Origin of the sequence: Acinetobacter sp. CE-15, from assembly GCF_051059255.1 — a bacterium.
GTDB classification, from domain to species: domain Bacteria; phylum Pseudomonadota; class Gammaproteobacteria; order Pseudomonadales; family Moraxellaceae; genus Acinetobacter; species Acinetobacter guillouiae.
On record NZ_CP192737.1, the window covers coordinates 1,597,727 to 1,615,954 of the forward strand.

The 18,228-nt window shown below is 38.3% G+C and carries 14 protein-coding genes; 10 read left to right on the forward strand and 4 right to left on the reverse strand.

Annotated elements, in window-relative coordinates:
- Positions 1 to 198: 198 nt before the first annotated feature.
- Complete coding sequence (locus ACQ7EO_RS07320) at positions 199 to 1,587, forward strand: MFS transporter (protein WP_434279267.1); 1,389 nt, start codon at positions 199 to 201, stop codon at positions 1,585 to 1,587.
- A 262-nt stretch (positions 1,588 to 1,849) separates the two neighbouring features.
- Here the strand turns inward: ACQ7EO_RS07320 and ACQ7EO_RS07325 are convergent, their stop codons facing one another.
- Complete coding sequence (locus tag ACQ7EO_RS07325) at positions 1,850 to 2,464, reverse strand: biliverdin-producing heme oxygenase (protein ID WP_434279268.1); 615 nt, start codon at positions 2,462 to 2,464, stop codon at positions 1,850 to 1,852.
- A gap of 169 nt (positions 2,465 to 2,633) precedes the next feature.
- On the opposite strand from ACQ7EO_RS07325, the gene ACQ7EO_RS07330 reads away from it, so the two are divergent.
- From ACQ7EO_RS07330 to ACQ7EO_RS07345, 4 genes are all read left to right on the forward strand, one after another.
- Positions 2,634 to 3,182 carry a sigma-70 family RNA polymerase sigma factor gene (locus ACQ7EO_RS07330; protein WP_434279269.1) on the forward strand — a complete coding sequence of 183 codons (549 nt, stop codon included), beginning with the start codon at positions 2,634 to 2,636 and terminating at the stop codon, positions 3,180 to 3,182.
- Positions 3,172 to 4,155 (forward strand): FecR family protein, encoded by a 984-nt coding sequence (locus tag ACQ7EO_RS07335; protein WP_434279270.1) that lies wholly within the window; start codon positions 3,172 to 3,174, stop codon positions 4,153 to 4,155. The genes ACQ7EO_RS07330 and ACQ7EO_RS07335 overlap by 11 nt, the downstream gene beginning before the upstream one ends.
- Before the next feature lie 451 nt (positions 4,156 to 4,606).
- Complete coding sequence (locus tag ACQ7EO_RS07340; RefSeq protein WP_434279271.1) at positions 4,607 to 5,188, forward strand: fimbrial protein; 582 nt, start codon at positions 4,607 to 4,609, stop codon at positions 5,186 to 5,188.
- Between the two features lie 190 nt (positions 5,189 to 5,378).
- Entirely contained in the window at positions 5,379 to 7,964 is a 2,586-nt protein-coding gene (locus ACQ7EO_RS07345) for a TonB-dependent hemoglobin/transferrin/lactoferrin family receptor (protein ID WP_434279272.1), read from the forward strand.
- An 80-nt stretch (positions 7,965 to 8,044) separates the two neighbouring features.
- Here the strand turns inward: ACQ7EO_RS07345 and ACQ7EO_RS07350 are convergent, their stop codons facing one another.
- A complete protein-coding gene (locus tag ACQ7EO_RS07350; protein ID WP_434279273.1) occupies positions 8,045 to 9,112 on the reverse strand; it encodes a class I SAM-dependent methyltransferase in 1,068 nt (355 codons plus the stop codon).
- Positions 9,113 to 9,284: 172 nt separating this feature from the next.
- Here ACQ7EO_RS07350 and ACQ7EO_RS07355 point away from each other — a divergent pair, with 172 nt between their 5' ends.
- Together ACQ7EO_RS07355 and ACQ7EO_RS07360 are read left to right on the forward strand one after the other, a co-directional pair.
- On the forward strand, positions 9,285 to 10,253 hold the full coding sequence (locus tag ACQ7EO_RS07355; protein WP_434279274.1) for a helix-turn-helix domain-containing protein: 969 nt from the start codon (positions 9,285 to 9,287) through the stop codon (positions 10,251 to 10,253).
- A gap of 15 nt (positions 10,254 to 10,268) precedes the next feature.
- A complete protein-coding gene (locus ACQ7EO_RS07360) occupies positions 10,269 to 11,105 on the forward strand; it encodes a class I SAM-dependent methyltransferase (RefSeq protein ID WP_434279275.1) in 837 nt (278 codons plus the stop codon).
- A gap of 474 nt (positions 11,106 to 11,579) precedes the next feature.
- Here the strand turns inward: ACQ7EO_RS07360 and ACQ7EO_RS07365 are convergent, their stop codons facing one another.
- Positions 11,580 to 12,398 (reverse strand): sulfite exporter TauE/SafE family protein, encoded by an 819-nt coding sequence (locus ACQ7EO_RS07365; protein WP_434279276.1) that lies wholly within the window; start codon positions 12,396 to 12,398, stop codon positions 11,580 to 11,582.
- Positions 12,399 to 12,494: 96 nt separating this feature from the next.
- Between ACQ7EO_RS07365 and ACQ7EO_RS07370 the strand changes: the two genes are divergently transcribed.
- From ACQ7EO_RS07370 to ACQ7EO_RS07380, 3 genes are all read left to right on the forward strand, one after another.
- On the forward strand, positions 12,495 to 13,274 hold the full coding sequence (locus ACQ7EO_RS07370; RefSeq protein ID WP_434279277.1) for an AraC family transcriptional regulator: 780 nt from the start codon (positions 12,495 to 12,497) through the stop codon (positions 13,272 to 13,274).
- Positions 13,275 to 13,486: 212 nt separating this feature from the next.
- Positions 13,487 to 15,589 (forward strand): TonB-dependent siderophore receptor, encoded by a 2,103-nt coding sequence (locus ACQ7EO_RS07375; RefSeq protein ID WP_434279278.1) that lies wholly within the window; start codon positions 13,487 to 13,489, stop codon positions 15,587 to 15,589.
- 380 nt (positions 15,590 to 15,969) lie between these two features.
- On the forward strand, positions 15,970 to 17,358 hold the full coding sequence (locus ACQ7EO_RS07380; RefSeq protein ID WP_434279279.1) for a methylenetetrahydrofolate reductase C-terminal domain-containing protein: 1,389 nt from the start codon (positions 15,970 to 15,972) through the stop codon (positions 17,356 to 17,358).
- 22 nt (positions 17,359 to 17,380) lie between these two features.
- Here ACQ7EO_RS07380 and ACQ7EO_RS07385 read toward each other — a convergent pair whose 3' ends face one another.
- Positions 17,381 to 18,043, reverse strand: a complete 663-nt coding sequence (locus ACQ7EO_RS07385) for an epoxyqueuosine reductase QueH (RefSeq protein ID WP_081401524.1) — start codon at positions 18,041 to 18,043, stop codon at positions 17,381 to 17,383.
- Positions 18,044 to 18,228 lie beyond the last annotated feature (185 nt).

Consider the following 18,228-nt stretch of genomic DNA (forward strand, 5'->3'; position numbering starts at 1 on the left):
ATTTTAATTAGAACCCGAAAATATACATTTTAAAGCTAACCATTCTGCTTAAGTTGCGATCAGTGATGATCTTTAAAAGCACTTTCAAGACTGTCTATAAAAATGAAAGGTTTGGGTTTTAAGTAGGTTTTTATACATTGACCGACCGTCGGTCAGTATATAATATAATGATTCTCATTTAAATGATCTAGGTGATGTATGAATGCATCTCGCCAGCCGATTTATCTTATTTTAGCGCTCTATATCAGTACCTTTCTGTGTTTGGTGGATTTAAGCAGTGTCAATCTTGCACTTGGAAGTATTCAAAACCAATTTAATAGTGATATGGCAGATCTACAGTGGGTGATTGATAGTTATGCTTTAAGTCTATCAAGTTTAATGTTAGCGGTGGGGGCATTAAGTCAGCGCATAGGGCGTAAAAAATTATGGTTGCTGGGTGTGATCATTTTTATTGTAGGTTCATTGATTTGTGCTATGGCAAGCAATTTTAGCTTGTTGATTATTGGACGAATGATTCAGGGAGTGGCTGGTGCAGTTTTAATTCCTTTGGCATTGGCGATCATGGTGCATCATTTTCATCAACCGCAAGACAAAGCGCGTGAAATTGGTCGCTGGAGTTCGTTTAGTGCGTTTTCATTAATTGTCGGCCCGTTGATGGGTGGGTTGCTGGTACATCATTTTGGTTGGCAAAGTATTTTCTGGCTTAATCTTCCTGTTGGGATTCTAACGATTTACTTGGGCTATTATGGTATTGAGACGGATCAGAAATCGGTGCCTGTACCTTTTGATTATCTGGGTTTACTCTATAGTGCTGTAGCAATCGTCACATTAACGTATAGTATTATTGCATTACAACATGTGCATTTAGCGCATTGGTTTATGCTGAGTATTTTCTTGTTTATCTTGGCAAGTATGGCGTTTTTACGGCAGCAAAAACATGCCACTCATCCATTAATCCCCAATCATTTATTTAAAAATAAACGTTTTTTAGCCTATAACGCGATTTCTTTTATTTTGGGATTTGCAGGATATAGTTCCTTATTTATCTTTGCTTTGTTTTATCAAAATCAGATTGAGTTAACTGCAGCACAGGCGGGCTGGTTGATTGCACCACAGTTTTTAACGCAGGCATTTGTTTCCATCGCTTTTTCTAAACTACACCATCGTTTTACTGTGGCAAGCCTGTTAACGCTGGGCTTAGCAATCGCAGGCACAGCCTTGTTGGCGATGATGAGTTTTCAAACCGATTCATCTTTTGCGCTATTTATCTTTTGTAGTGGACTTATGGGCATAGGAATGGGATTGATCGTGCCGGGCTCAAGTACATTGATCATGGGCAGTGTACAAGTGCAAGATGCAAACTTTGCTGCTGCCATTTTAAATACTCTACGTCAATTGGGAATGACAATTGGGATAGCCGTTTTAGGTACAGCAATGACCTTTGTGACCACTTTGTCTCAACAGCAGGGTAACAGCTTACAATCTGCTGAACTGCTGGCTTTCCATGTCACAGTCATGTTGATGGGCGGACTCTTTCTACTGTCTATTTTGTTTATGTTGTATAGCCAAAAACAAGCCTCAAGTTAGATTTTCTCACTGTCACTGTGTAGGGAGCAACCGCACTGACTCGAATAGAGCCAAATAAAACAAGAGAACTGATTAACTCTGTTCTCTTGTTTCATCAGCCCTTTTAAGATTGTAAATCAACATAAAAGCCCCTCATCCTAGCCTTCTCCCAGTGGGAGAAGGGACTTCCAATAGCAAAATGATTCACTGCACATGATCATTTTTTGCTTTATGAAAGATCTATTGCTTATACAAATGAATTAAAACTTTCGCTGTAATAGAATTACTTAAGCTGTTCCAAATTGATTAACGCATTGCCAAAATATTTAAATGCATCAAGCGCACCTTGAATAACTTCATCTTTCTGGCTAGGGCTGAGTTGGGCTTGATCTAAAGCTTGCACAAATCGTTTCCAAACCTTTGCTCGACCTTCAGGGTAAGCTGCCAAATTGCGCGCACCATTCTCAGCATTTAAGCCTAAACGTTGCTGCGCTTGTTTAAATAAAAATGCTGCGCCCAAAGTTGATCCTTCTGAAACGTAAATCCAGCCTAAAGCAGCAGGGAAAGTCACATTTAAGCTTTCTAACGTTTGGCCTTGAGGTTGAATGCCTAAATCTCGTAGATCTAACAGTGCTTGTGCAGAACGACCACGAATATCAAGGTCGGTAATATGTAAAGCCACTTGATCTTGTTGAAATAAATGTTCGATTTCCAATTGAAAGTAATACTGAGACAGGGTGAATAAGGCATATTTTTCTAAACTAGAAAATACGTCTGCCTTTGCCATCAGTGTATGCATTCTTTCATGCTCATCTGCGGTTTGTAATTTGAGACGCATGGCTAAACTGAGTTCTTGTTGCGCATTGGCATTGGGTTCTGTGATCAGTGCTTGATTCATGTAATTCTCTGATTAAAAAGTCTATGAAAAAATGGTTTATATGAGAGATGACGAATGAACTAGATAAAAACCGCAACTGAGCCTACAAAAAAGTTCTTTAGGAATAGCATTTACAAATCATAAAATGTAAACGATAATTATTATTGTTTAGAATTTTTAATTTAATTTTATGATTTCAATTCTTCCCACACCATCGCGGCAACAAATACTACAAGAGATGTATTTGGATCACCATGATTGGTTGAAACAGTGGCTTAACTCGCGTGTCAGATATCCTTTTACTGCCGCAGATCTGGTTCAAGATACTTTTGTTAAATTGCTGCAAACCAAACAGCTCTTTTCTATTCAGGAACCACGTGCATATCTGGTCAATGTTGCAAAACATCTGCTCATTGATAAGCATCGTCGTTATATTTTAGAGCAAAATTATTTAGAAACACTCAAACAGTATGCAGATGATCAAGATCTTTTAGTCACTTCAAATCAAATTGAAGAGGCCGTACTTATTTTAGATTTTCTCACCATCGCGTTGCAGGATACAACGGCACTGACTCGAAAAGCCTTTATCATGTATTACTTTGAAGGCTATAGTCAGAGTGAAATTGCCACTGAGATTGGTAAATCATTACGCACGACACAGCTCTATTTAGCCGAATGTTTACAGTTATGTTATGAGGCGAAAAACAATTTGCTTGAGCTAGGACTAGATGAACGCTAAACAGCTACAGCAAGAAATGGCTTTATGGATTGTTCGTTTAAATACTGACGATTTGCATGAACGTCAACAAGCGCAGATTGAGTATGAAGCATGGCGAAGCAAATATCCTGAACATCATGATCAACTTGATCAGATGTTTAATTTTTCTGAAACGATGCAACAGTTTTCGACAACGCATGGCATATCCAGCCAAAACATTCGCAACTCAATAAAAGTCAACCAGCAAAGTAAAAAACATATTTTACAATTATTTAGCAAAGTCTTGCTGTTTTGTGTGAGTATCGGTGGTGTTGTTTATTTCGCTGCGAATTCAACAATGATGTCTTACTACATGGCTGATTATAAAACTGAGGTTGGGCAAATGCATTCGATCACCTTGGAAGATGGTTCCAAAGTGACTTTAGCTGCAAAATCTGCCATTAAACTTGATTTCACCGCTGAAAAAAGACAAATCAATCTAGTCCAAGGGGACATTTATATTGATGTTGCCAAAGACCCAAAACGACCTCTGATCGTTCATACAGCCCAAGCGGATTTTAAAGCGCTCGGTACACGATTTATTGTTTATCAGTACGCCAATAGCAGTGTGCTAAATATGTTGCATTCAAAGGTCGAAACCCGTTCATTGGCTCAAAATTCTCAAGTCAAAGTAGTCAAGCAAGGTGAAAAAATTAGCGCTGACTCACGTGGTTTAAACCCGATTTCTGAGTTGGATATTGCTTCCACTGAGTTTGCTTGGGATAAACATCAGATATTGGCAGTTCAGCTTCCTTTGCCTGATTTACTCACAAACTTAGGGCGTTATCATCATCAATATTTAATATTTAATCACTCAGCTTTAAAAGATTATAAAGTCAGTGGTGTGATTAATGCGCAACAGGATTTAGATCAAACGCTACGATTGTTGGTAACTCAATACCCAATTAAAATAACCAAGCTTGGCGATCATGTGATTTATATTACTTCAAAATAACAGAAATGTTATTTTGGATGGGGCGAATATCTTGTTAAATGTGGTTTATTTATGTTTAGTCACATTTTTATATGTTGAAAATACTGTTTAAAACTAAAATAATGACTTCAAATTTACCATTTGATTTATTTATGATGTTAAATTTTAATAATAAAATTTATACATGATTTTATGTAATGTACTTGTATGATAAAAAGTCAACTAAAAAATATTGTGATATGGATCTGTTTTTGTCAGGATGAGGTTTTATTTTAAATTGTCGGATATTTAAAATAAAAACAATGATTAAAATGAACTAAGGCTTGGAATAAGCAGAGGCTTAAGATAAACAGCAATGACATTTACATATATCTAGATGCATTGATCTAAATGAATATTCGCTTTGCCTCATAAAATGAGTAATAGCATCGTTAAATTATCGTATTTATTAAAATTTTATAAGGTTGATTCAATGAAGAAACTGACTTTAGCGACATTGAGTGCTTTGGTTTTAACTTTGGCATGTAGCAGCGTGTTTGCTGTAGATGGCACAATTAGAGTCAATGGTGTGGTGACGGATCAAACATGTACCTTAGAAAGTCGCGGTGGTTTTATAACGGGCTTGAAAGATCTAACAATTAGCTTGCCCGCTGTGTCCAAATCAAAGTTTAAGCCTACAAATCCAGCGCCCGCATACCTTTCTATGTTCTTAACAAATGCTGAGGGTACAGATGACTGTGATGCAGCAACAAGTAAAGCTTTGCAAGGGGTACATTTAAGTGCTATTTCACCAGCTGACTTGGATGCAGATGATAAGAGTCTGTTGGTCAATAAAGCTGTAGGTGCGTCTACTATAAATCCTGTTTTTATTCGGCTTTTAACTACTTATACTGCTGAAATTGTGGATCTTTCAGCACCATGGGGAGTCCAAGCGAGAAGTCCAGTTGAGTATAATCGCTATATATATTACCAGATACAATATGCTTCCAAAACTGGGATAGTCGATGCTCAAAATTACGCCGCAACTATAAATTATACCATGCACTATAATTAATTTTTGTCTCTTGGTTTTAGTGGGGAAGCTTAGGCTTGCTAATACTTTAGAAAATTAAAATTTAAAAAAACTGCAATTTATTGCGGTTTTTTCGTTTCTGCTTCGTCATATAACTTAGAACACATGAAAACACAGATTATTTTAACTGAATGAAGTTAATGATTATCATTTAACCTTGGGTGATTAGAGAATGTCTCAATCTTTATATCATAATGCAATAAAGCCAGTTGCAATGGCTGTTGCAATCGCACTGTCTATGAGTGCAATCAGTATCCAAACGCATGCCAATAACACTTCACCTGTTGGCTTTTATCAAGTGCAAAGTGGTTCATTGACTCAAGCATTAAATAGCTTGGCACAGCAAGCTAATGTATCGTTGTTACTCGATCCAGCAAAAACCAATCGTTATCGGGTAAAGACGCTTAAGGGTAAGTATCGCCTAGATCAGGCTTTTGCATTATTGGTGCAGAATACCCCATTTCAGATTCAAAAAACTTCAGCAGGCTATCTACTTATTGAAAAGCCTGTTGCTACACAAAAGCCTGTAGTCAATACAGCAAACATTGCAACAGGAAAAACAGCAACATCAACCACAATTGCTGAAAACCAAATTTATCAAATGACCCCGATTGTGGTCGAAGCAGTAAAAAAAGACACCATACAATTTGGTCAGAGCGTACTCAATCAAAAAGCGATTGATCGTTATCAGGCCAATAATGTAGCGCAATTGCTCGATCATATGCCCAGTGTAGGTTCAGCAGGATCTCCACGTCCGGGAGGGCAAACGATTAATATTCTCGGTATGGGTGGGGTCGCCGATGTGCCAATCACCTTGGATGATTCTGTTAAAACCTTTGATAAATATAGACAAGGTTCAGTCTTTATTGAACCTGAGATTTTAAAGAAAATCACTGTGGATAAAGGGCCCCATAACGTTGAAGTCGGAAATGGTGGTTTTGGTGGTAAGGTCACACTAGAAACTAAAGATGCCACTGATTTACTAGATGATGGTAAAAATATTGGCGCATTCTTAAAATATTCACGTTTTTCCAACAACAGCCAAAATACCTATACTGGCGCTGTATATGGTAAAGCTGACAATGGGCTGGTCGATGGTTTGTTTTACTATACCAACCGAGACAGTGAAAATGTAAAGCGTCCTGATGGAACTGAGTTTTTATATTCTGGGCAAGAGCAAGAAACCTATTTAGCCAAACTGAATTTTTATCCTGCCGATGGCCACAAAATTTCTTTAAACGCCATGCGCAGTGGGCATGAAGGTTGGGAACCTTTTGCAGCCATGCGTGATCAAGATGCAGTGCCGACTGAAGCTGATATTGCCAAATATGGTTATGATGAGGCTTGGAAACGCCGTTTGGTCGACCGTGATCAGGAAGATACCAGTTATTCTGCAAGTTATGAATTCAATCCTGATGCTAACCCATATCTAAACTTAAAAGCTGTCGCATCTTACTCTAAAACCTATCAGCATGATCTACGCTTGCCAAGTGTAACGGGTTCAGCGGCACTGTTAGGCAATGAAAGCTGGGTAACCTATACCAATACAGCATTAAAAATGAGTAATATCAGTGATTTTGAAACAAAACTGGGTACGCATAAATTAAAGGTTGGCGCGCAATACCAGAAAATGGAACAAAACTCGCTGATTTATGATAAAAACAATGCCAAAAAGCCAGATTATAATTTTGGTTATTATGAACCGAACTATATGCCTGCTGGCGATCAACAAATGCTGAGTGCATTTATTGAAGATCAATATCAGATTAACAATTTCGTCATTACCCCATCGCTCCGTTATGATCATATTGAAAATAACGGCAAGCCAAATCGTGCATCACGATTTAATGATCCAGCAGCAGGGCATGATTATTCCAGTAAAACCTATACTGGTTGGTCGCCACGTTTGGCAATGTCTTGGAAACAGGCCGACTATATGACATGGTTTGCAAATGTCAGTAAAACATGGCGTGCACCTCGTGTAGATGAACAATATTATGTGCAATCTGCAGCAACCTCTGTTCCCTCGACCAGTCGTTATTTACTGCCTGAAAAAATGTTGGCGATTCGTGTCGGAAATGAGATGAATTTTGACGATGTGTTTAGTGATGAAGACCATCTGCAAGTACGTTTAACTTATCATCATAATCGCGGGGGTGATGAGATATTTCGTAATCGCTCAACATTTTGTAAAGCACAAGCAGAAAACAATGCCAATACAGGAAAAGGCAGTATAGCCGACTGTAAAGGCAATTATGATCATGGTTTTTATCGTAATGTGACTGATTACACCATCAAAGCCTATGAAGTCGAAGCTTTCTATAATCAGCCGACTTGGTTTGCAGGTTTAACCTATTCCTATATTCGCGGGCAACGTGATAATTCCCCTGTAAATCCGTGGTTTGATCAAAAAACATGGATGACCAATATTCCGCCGAAAAAAGCCACAGCGACTTTAGGGGTAAATGTGCCTGAACATCATTTAACTATGGGGTGGAGAGGGATATTTGTTGCTGAGCAAGATCGAAGCCTTTCAGATAATGATAAGTCGATCGCGGCATCTTCATTTTCATTACCCAAAACTAAAGGCTATTCACTACATAGCGTTTATGCCGACTGGCAGCCAATTGGTGCAAAAGGGCCGACGCTGAATTTCTCGATTGATAATTTATTTAATCGTGATTACAAAATGTATTTGGGTGAGTATATGACAGGTACAGGTCGAGATTATAAGGTGAGTATTTCGCAGAAATTTTAATGCGTTTATGTTCAATATTCGACATAGCGAGAAGTCAATTTGATTTAAGGATTAAATTTTACTTCTCGCTTTTTCATAACCTATTTCCGCGCAATCAGCACATCAACTGGGGCAACAGGAAATTGAACATTCTCGATCGTTTCAATGTGCTGACAACCCAGTTGTTTTAAGCTGCGATAAATATCGTCCTTTTGTGGAACGTAATTGCCTTGCATACGCATATTGAGATAATAGCTTTGAATGCCTGCATCATATTGAGATGGGTCAATTTCTGCATGACAACAAATCAATACGCCATTTGATGATAGAGCTGTAAGCAGTTTTTCTAAAATTAACGCGTAATCATCGACAAAATGTAGTACAGATGAGCACCAAATAATGTCGTATTGAGGGTGAGATTTTAAAGTTTGAAAGTCTAACGTTTGCAAGTCCGCAGCTAAACAATGTAAGCGTTGGTGTGCTGGATGGTTTGCTAAAGTGGGACGAATTGCCTCGATGACATGCGGAAGTTCTAAAAGGGTACATTCAAGTTGAGTAAACTTTTCAGCCAAATGCATTGCAATCCGTCCAGCGCCAGCACCGACATCAAGAAAATGCCTTGCTGTTTTAAATTCACTGACTACATCAGAAAGCACATCTGCAATGTGAACTGTAACAGCGTTTTGTTCTTGGGCAATTTGTATTTGAGCCGCTTGTGCCCATGCAGATCCGATCGTTTCTGGTGTTCGAGATTGGGCTTGGAAATCACGAGAAAAAGACACAGAAAGTTGACCAGCAACAGACTGAATCACTTGTTGGCGATATAACAACGCATCAGCACAATATTGATCTGATGTCGGATCAAAGTAGTCTTTAAGTGCTGGTTTAATACGATAAAGCATAGCTTGTCTGGTTGGGTCAAACTGGGTATCTAACAGTTGTAAACTGGCCAAGAGCTGTAATAGATAATCGGTATTTTGCGGATGCAAAGCATGTTTCTTTGCTAAGACTGTGGCATCTTCAAATTGAAATAATGATGCAAAGAGTTTCTTTTCAATTGAAAAACCTAAGGCTTGTGCCTGTATTTGTGACAGGTAAATTTGCCAAATGAAATGTAAAGGATGAGGTTGAGTCAGTATGTGTACGGCTTGATTTAGAGAAAGATTCATTAAAAGCACCTTTTAAAATTACATAGGCAATGCCGAGAACATTCAGTCTAGACATTCGATCCAAAGATACGATATGATGGCTCAATAAATGAGAATGATTATTATTTCTTATATGCAGATTATAGAAAATACTATGCGGAATGAAGTTTTCAGCTAGATGGAGTATTCAGTGATGACACAATTACATCATCGTGTGCGGGTTGATGTCGCGCGTTCGGTTCAAGAGATCTCTTCACGGCAACAATGTATTGGCTTGCCTGAAGATTTTGGTTATTGCTATGCAGACACTTTACAGATTGAAGATGGATTGTTGATTAACCAATTACACTATTGTCCTCAATATGCATTAGAAGAAGAAACCCAAGCAACACACCCAAACCCCGTGATGGTATTGACTGTTGGATTACAAGGGAGCTCAAAATATCAGAGTAAGAATGCAGAGCAGCTCAGTTTTAAAGCGGACCATATCAGTATCAACACTTTTCCATCCATTGAAGGAATACGCCACTATCAAAAACAACAGACGGTTTCTCAGCTTCGCTTGATTATGAGCTCGGATTTTTTGAGTAAATATCTAAGCTCAAAACAGCTCAAGGCATTATTTCTCCCAAACCATATTAATCCAATCGCTTTTCAGCCTGTTTCAAGGACCAGTAAAGTTCATGCTTGCGCATTGGCACATTCACTCGTACAGCGCAACAACCAACCACAACATAGCTTACAACAACATATTCATGCACTGAGTTTGTTATCAGAACAGTTGCCGTTCATTGCGCCTGATGAATCAGCAGTTTCATCTGCAAACTTGAGTATGCAGGATGTGCAAAATTTGGAAAAAGCCAAAGCTTTAATGATCAATCAATTAGATCAAGCATTGACGATGCAGTATATCGCCAGTGTGATCGGCATGAATGTATATAAATTCAAAGCCTGTTTTATCAAGCTGTATGGGGTCAATCCGACTGAATATTTATTGCAGTTGAGGATGCGAAAAGCCCACAGCCTCCTTGCGTCAGGTTTACATGTGGCTCAAGTGGCGTGGCAGGTGGGCTATCAATATCCCAATAATTTTACAGTTGCGTTTACTCGTTTTTATGGCAAATCACCCAAAGCATTATTTGCAAAAAATAAATCTAAATGACATGAGGAATGCGTAATGAAAAAAATATCGCTTAACTTGCAAGATGAGATTGCCGACACGCTACTGATTACCTTATATGCCAAATCCGTTGAAACGCAGAAAAAAAATCCCTTAATCAATGATCAAACAGCCTGTGAGTTGGTGGAAAAAATTGATTATGATTTTTCAAAATATAAAAACAAGAAGGCCACGTCGGTTGGTGTTGCATTGCGTTCAACACATTTTGATCAGAAAGTTAAAGACTTTATTCAGCTTCATCATTATCTTAATCATCAGCCGATTATTGTATTTGTAGGTTGTGGTTTAGATAGCCGTATACAACGTATCGGTAAAAGTGCTGAACATGCTGAGTTTTATCAATTGGATATTGCTGAAGTGATTGAACAACGTCAGCAACTGATACCAGCGCATAAAAATGAACACTTTATTGCAAGTTCAATGTTATCGACCACGTGGATGGATCAATTAAAAGAAACGCATCCCATTGGTCATTTTATGTTTGTGATTGAAGGGGTATTGATGTACTTCAATCAAGCCCAAAATCAACAGGTGTTAACCGCTTTAGCCGAACGATTTTCAGGTGCTGAAATTCATTTTGACATGCTCAATGCTTGGATGAGTACTAAGTCTTCTTTACACGATACTGTGAGTAAAACCAAAGCCACATTTAAGTTTGGTTTGGATGATGAAAAAGACATTGAAACATGGCATCCCAAACTTAAACATGTGCGGACTTATTTGTTTAATCAATTTAATGGCTGGCGTCGAATGGGGGTGATGCTCACGACACTAATGTCAATTGTGCCAAAACTCAAAACTTCTTCACGTATAGTTATATTTAAAATTAGCTAGCGTTTTTTTTAAATGTTTCTCGATTAAGCCATAGATCAAATTTAAAAGTATCAGCGTTCTATAAAAATGGATTTGTATGATTATAAAGCTTGCAATGCCACACCTTACATTTAAAGTTTAAATAGATTTGTGTAGGCAATGCCTCACTTTTCGTAGGGGATGCCAAACCTTGCGCTGCAAACAAAGCAGTGCTTTGTTTTTGCTCATTTTGAGCGAGGGGTACGTCCTATACCCCCGCTCAACGGCGACATCCATGTCGCTACACGATAGAACCACCATATATGATTAAACAATACAAACAAAACCGCAGATTAATTTATATGTATAGGGGTTGATTAACTGTTCATTTCTAGGCAACGCAAGCTCTGTTCATTTGAATCATTTTTCTTGGCTGTGCGTCTGTTAAATCGCCCACTAGCTCCAAAACACTTGGGCGCAAGACATAAGCCTCAAGTCTGTATGCCACCAGTCTTCCTATTGAAATAAAATACTGATTAAAACCAGCGTGAGTAATAGGATATAACCTCGTTCATGCATTTGATTAGATAATTTTCCGGTCCATTGTATTGCCAATTTCATGCCTAAAAAGCCACCTATAATCAACGCAATTAAAGCAGGGTAGTAAAAATAGCCAATAAAATGCGTACCTAAATGTTGTGGTTGGATAATTTGCCCAATGATCAAGGTGATACAACCTGCAATCGCAACTGGCATACTCAAAGGGTTGGCAAGGGCAACGGCTGAAGACATATCCAAACCACAGCGCCGGAACAGCGGGACAGTCATTACACTACCACCGACACCCAATGCTGATGCAATTCCGCCGATAAAGATTCCGCCTAGGCCTTGTTCTGTTTTGGTAAGTAATCTTACGGATTGAGGGTTTGAGTGGGGCTGTTTAAATTGACGAAGCAGACAATCAAAAATTGTTATACACAAATAGAGCGCAAAAGCCCATTTTAACAGGTGTGATGAAATATTTAGGGCGAGCAGAGTGCCTAAAATTGCGCCAGCAGCAATCCAATATGCGATTGGGAAGAGGTATTGTTTGTGTATTTTTCGCTGTTTATATTGCTGATAAGTTGCCAATCCAGAGTTGATCACCATCAACAATAATGAGGTGGCAACTGCACTTTTAAAAGCTAAATCATAGGCGGAAGAATGAATTGGATATTGCATACGAATTGTCGAATAAACCAAAGGAACAACAACAAAGCCACCGGCAAAACCAAATAATATGGTGAGTATGCCACTGACAAAGCCTGCAACCAATAAAATAAGATAGAGTTCCATACACAGAGATCTTTGAAAATAAATACCAGTTTAAGGATTTCTCGATCGGTAAAATTTGTTATATTCCGCATTTAATTACTCAAATCAGACAAGGATATGAAACAAATCTCGATTCATAGTGTTGAGCATTTAAAACATAAAATGATTGCGATAGAAACGCAGTACGCTGAGTATTATGTGTTAAAGATGCACAGCCATAAACGAGCACAATTACTCTATGCAGCTCAGGGTGTGATGCATGTAGAAACACCACAAGGAAACTGGATCATTCCTCCTGAAAGGGCGGTTTGGATTCCACCGCAAGTTCCGCATCAACTGACTTTGTTTAATGTTAAAACCTGTAGTTTGTATATCCTTCCTGAAGATGTCCCTAGGCAGATTGAATGTTGCGAAGTGCTGTCAATTTCACCTTTGCTTCGACAATTACTTTTAAAAGCACCAGCGTTAAATGAACCGCTTTCAAGACATGATGAGCTGATTCAAGAATTGATTTTAACTGAGCTGGCTATTTCTGAAAAAATTGAACTGCATTTACCTTTACCAGAAAATAAAGCCATTTTAGAAATTTGCCAAAAGTTCTTAAAGCAGCCCAATATTCATTTATCACCCGAAGAAATTGCGACACAACTTTATATCAGCGAACGGCATTTTAGTCGGCTGTTTAAAAGTGAAGTCGGGATGTCTTTTTCAAAATGGCGACAACATGCGTGTGTACTGTTAAGTCTGGAAAAATTGATTCAAAATCAGTCGATACAGCACATTGCTTATGACTTTGGCTTTAAAAATCCTGCTGCATTCACCACCATGTTTCATCGCGTTTTGGGTTTAAGCCCGACTCAATATATGAGTCATCTGCAAAATAAAACATCTAAATAAACGCTATTATTAATTTTGACCGATCGTTATAAAAAATAAGCCTAACTTATCAGTGATGTGATTGATACAGTCGAATCATTAGAAAAATTACGTTTTATTTAAAGGGTTATTCCTTTCATACATATGTCACTAAAAGGAAAGCGTAAAAATATAGTGATAAATATAAATGAAAATGATTATAATTAAGCTTCAAGTTTTTAGGTCATTGTTTAATGCAGTTTAATAAATCCTCCCTCGCATTTTCAGTTTTTGCCATCATGCTATCCGCCGCTCATGCTGAGTCAGAATCAGATATAACGCAAAATGCTGTAAGCAATAAATTGCCAACGATTATCATACAAGTAGACAGTGATAAAAAAGCCTATGCAGCAAAAACAGCAAGCGCGGTATTGCGATCTAAAGCGCCTTTATTTGAAACAGCTCAGTCGATTAGTGCGATCACCAATCAGCAAATTGAACAAAAGCAAGCAAAAACAGTAGCAGAAGCTTTAGAAGGTGTGGCAGGCGTGACCTCTGGTCAATATGGACGAAGAGGCTGGGATGACTTTATTATTCGCGGACAAATATCCAGTTCACAAACTTATATTGATGGGTTGCGTATCCAAGCATCGGATAATGTTTTACGAGCGGAAGATATTTCAGGATTAGAGTCTATTGAAGTGGTCAAAGGCCCCACCTCAGTTGGTTTTGGTTTGGCGCTGCCAGGCGGCTTAGTCAATTTAACCACCAAACGCCCACAAGCAGAAACCGCTTACAAAGGCACATTAAGTTATGGGAGCTATGGTTTAAAAGAAGGTACATTTGACCTAAATTATGCCCCTGATAATCGTGCAAAAGGGGCTTTTCGTATTGTAGGACGGATCTCTGATCAAGATGACCCGACTGATCATGTTTATTTTAAAAATCAATATATTGCTCCATCTTACAATTTTGATTTAGGCGATAAAGATGATTTATCCGTCATTGCCAGCTATCAACACCGTGAATACATCCGTCAACAGGGCATTCCTTATAGTAAAGGCGATTATAAAAAATACCCTTCAAGCCTATTCTTTGGCGAACCTGATCATGGTTATGATGTTGATGTTTATCGTCTTGGTGCAAATTATGCGCACTACTTTGATAATGCTTGGGTGTTTAAACAGAACTTTGCGGTTACCAAAACTGATACCCAAGGCAATCCGATATTGGCATCAGGCACAAATACATTGCCAACCATTAAACGTTCTGTAAATAATCAAGATAAGCAAGATACCAATTATACTTTAGACAGCAACCTGCAACGTAATTTTGATTTTGGAAAGATCAATTACGATGTGATGGTGGGTGTCGATATGATGCGAGAGCGTAGTGATTACTATCGTAGAAACGATACCATCAATTCTTTTAATGCTGACCATCCAGTCTATGGAATCACCAGTACCAAACTGGGCGCGCCAACACAGCAATTGACCTATAGCCAATTTACGGGTCTCTATCTACGCAATACAATTAAAGTAGATGATCACTGGATTATTGGATTGTCTGGTCGACACGATTGGACTCAGGTTGAAATTGACGATGTATTAAAAAATAGCAACAGCAAAAACTCTGATAATGCATTTACGGGCAGTGGATCGGTGATGTATCGTATCAATGATATGTTTGCACCATATATCAGTTATTCAACCTCATTTATGCCTGTAACAGATGCTGGTGAAAATGGTCAATTGCTGAATCCTGAAGAGGGTAAACAGGCCGAAGTCGGGGTCAAGTTACAAGCACTGGATCAGCGTCTACAAGGTTATATTGCCTATTATGATCTGACCCGTAAAAATGTGACTGAAACAGATATCTCTCAGAAATTCTCAATCCAAACAGGTGAACAAGTCACCAAAGGTTTTGAAGCAGAAATCGCAGCGGCATTAACTGATCAATGGAATGCAACAGCAACCTATAGCTATATCCCAACAGCAAAAGTCACTGAAAGTGTGATTGCCAGTGATATTGGCAAACGGACCAATCATGTACCTAAAAATGCCAGCTCATTATCCACCCAGTACTATTTTAGCCCAGATAAATTAGGTTGGAATATTGGCGCAGGGATTCGTTATCAAGGTTCTCGCACAGCGCAACGTAATACAGATTTTGTCTACTTACCAAGTTATGCCTTATTTGATGTAAATGCGGGTTATGAAGCCAAGAATTGGGGCGCAGGTTTAACGATTAAAAACTTATTTGATAGAGAGTATTTGGCAGGGACCACACCAAATGCACAATTGGTCAATTGGGGAGATCCTATGATGGTTCGTCTGAATGTGAAATTTAAATATTAACAGTAGCTTAGTTTAGATGCTATTTTCACTATTTGAATATAAAGCTAAGACATAAGCTTTATGGGTATTGGAGACAATACCCATTTTTTTCTGTATAAAAAAGTTGGAATTAAAGATACTCGGATTTATTAGAATAATGGCTAATCGAGTGAAAACCTTAAGATATTCAATTTAGAACAACACTATGTCTAATTTCTACCATCGTAATAAAAACCATTGCTCCTATAGAGAAGTGATAAAAAAGCTTAAATTAAGATGCAATGAATGATGTCGATTATGCAGAGATCTGCTTGAAAAGCATTTTATGATTACAGCAATTCGATTTAAAACATTCTATAATTCAGGCCTATTTATTTTGCTGTATTTATCTAAATTTTTTTATGTCTCAGCTTTCCCAATACTTTGCGCAAAACCAATTTTGCTGTTTAGTAGAATATTTGCCTTCAAAGCAAGAGCTATTGCCTGTAGCAACACAGCTGGCGGGCTTTCCGGTATGTATGACTTTGTCAGATCGAGTACGTTCAGATGATGATATTGCACCATTAATCGCCGCACAATCTTATCCGCAGCAGATTGAAAAAGTAGTGCACTATGCAGGTAAAGGTCGAGATATACATGATTTCAATCTGTTTTTAACGCAAGCCAAACAACATGGACAACAAAATTTATTGTTACTGACTGGCGATAAGTTAAAACAACATCATGATGGGCGAGGTAGTCATGCTCGAACACGCTATTTAGAATCGGTGAATGCGGTCATCGCTGCCAAACAACAAGGTGGTTTTCATATTGGCGTTGCCTTGAATCCGTTTAAATATAGTCAAGCAGAAAAACAAGCACAGTATTTAAAATTACATAAAAAACTACAAGCAGGCGCTGATTATATTATTACCCAATTGGGCTTTGACCTCGTTGCACTTAAACAAGCGCATGAGTTTTTAATTGAAGAAAACTATACACAAAAAATTCTTGCTTGTGTGATGCCGCTGACTTTAGCACGAGCGAAATTTATGCTGAAACATAATGTCGCGGGTATTGTGATTACGCCACATATGCTTGAAGTGTTAGCCCAAGAACATGATTCTGATCAAACTGAAAATACTTATTTACGTTGTGCTTTACAAATATTGATTTGTCAGCATATTGGTTATGCAGGCGTACATCTTTCTGCGTGCCATAAAGCCGATGAGCAAGCGATTTTAACGGGTTATATTGAACAGTATCGACATCTTGATCTCAAACAATGTCAACAATTATGGGATCAATTATGGCAGCTTAAAACTGGCAATGAATTACGTCCAGCTGTAGTAGAAAAGTCTAAGCTGAGTAATTTGCATCAGAAAGTGAAATATCAATTTTTAGATACTATTCACAGTACCATGTTTAATTCCAATTTGGTCAAAGGGCTGGGTGCTTATATTTTTAGTGCGGGTTTTTGGAATAAAGCCCTTGCAGCAAAATTGCTGTTACAAGCGGAATATTTGAGTAAACATTTTATTGTAGGGTGTGAGAGTTGTGGCCAGTGTAGGCTGGCTGAAACCTTATATATTTGCCCTGAAACTTGCCCCAAAGGTCTGGCAAATGGGCCATGCGGTGGCACACATTTAGACCGTTGTGAGTTTGGGGATCGAGAGTGTATACACTCTGTCAAAGCTCGATTGGCTGAAGAAGTCGATCAAATTCAGGTATTAAAAAAGCAGCTGATTCCAACTGTACCGATAGAAATACGTGGAACCAGCTCTTGGAAAAACTGGTATGTGAAGCAGTGATAAGGGGAGGTGTCTGGATAAATTAATTTTCCTCATCCATCACGTTGGTATAAAACTTTTCACCTAATTTGATCCGGTCACGACCATTTTTCATGCGCCAGCGATTGGTATCTCGCAGTGAATAAACACAGCCACAGTATTCTTGTTGGTAAAATTCTTCACGTTTGCTGATTTCGATCATACGATGTGCACCGCCGCTTTTGCGCCAGTTATAATCCCAATATTCAATTTGTGGATAATGTGCAGCAGCTCGAATTCCACAGCCGTTAATTTGTTGCATATCTTTCCAACGCGATATGCCCAATGAACTGCTGATTAAACTAAATCCATGTTCGTGTGCGTAGAGTGCGGTTCTCTCAAAACGCATATCGAAACACATGGTACAGCGGATGCCTTTTTCAGGCTCATTTTCCATACCTTTGGCACGTTCAAACCAATTGTCTGTATCGTAGTCACAGTCAATAAATGGAATATTATGCTTCTCAGCAAAGCGAATATTTTCTTCTTTGCGAATTAAATATTCTTTGACTGGATGAATATTTGGATTATAGAAAAAAATTGAAAAGTCGATGCCTGATTCAATTAAGGTTTCCATGACTTCACCTGAGCACGGCGCGCAACATGAATGCAGTAACAATTTGTCGTGGCCTTGGGGGAGTGTGAGCTTTTGGCGTTCCAGAGTCATGCTAAACAATATAAAAAATGAATAATCTTCTATTGTAAAAGTTTTAAAGTCTTGTGGTGTTTGAATTCACTGAAATGTTTTCAGTCTATGCTGAAAGTTTTTAAGGATGATATTTTAAATCGCCAGATTTCGTTCATTCAAAAATGGAGTGATTTAATTGTATGGATGAGTAAGAGCATCTTCAA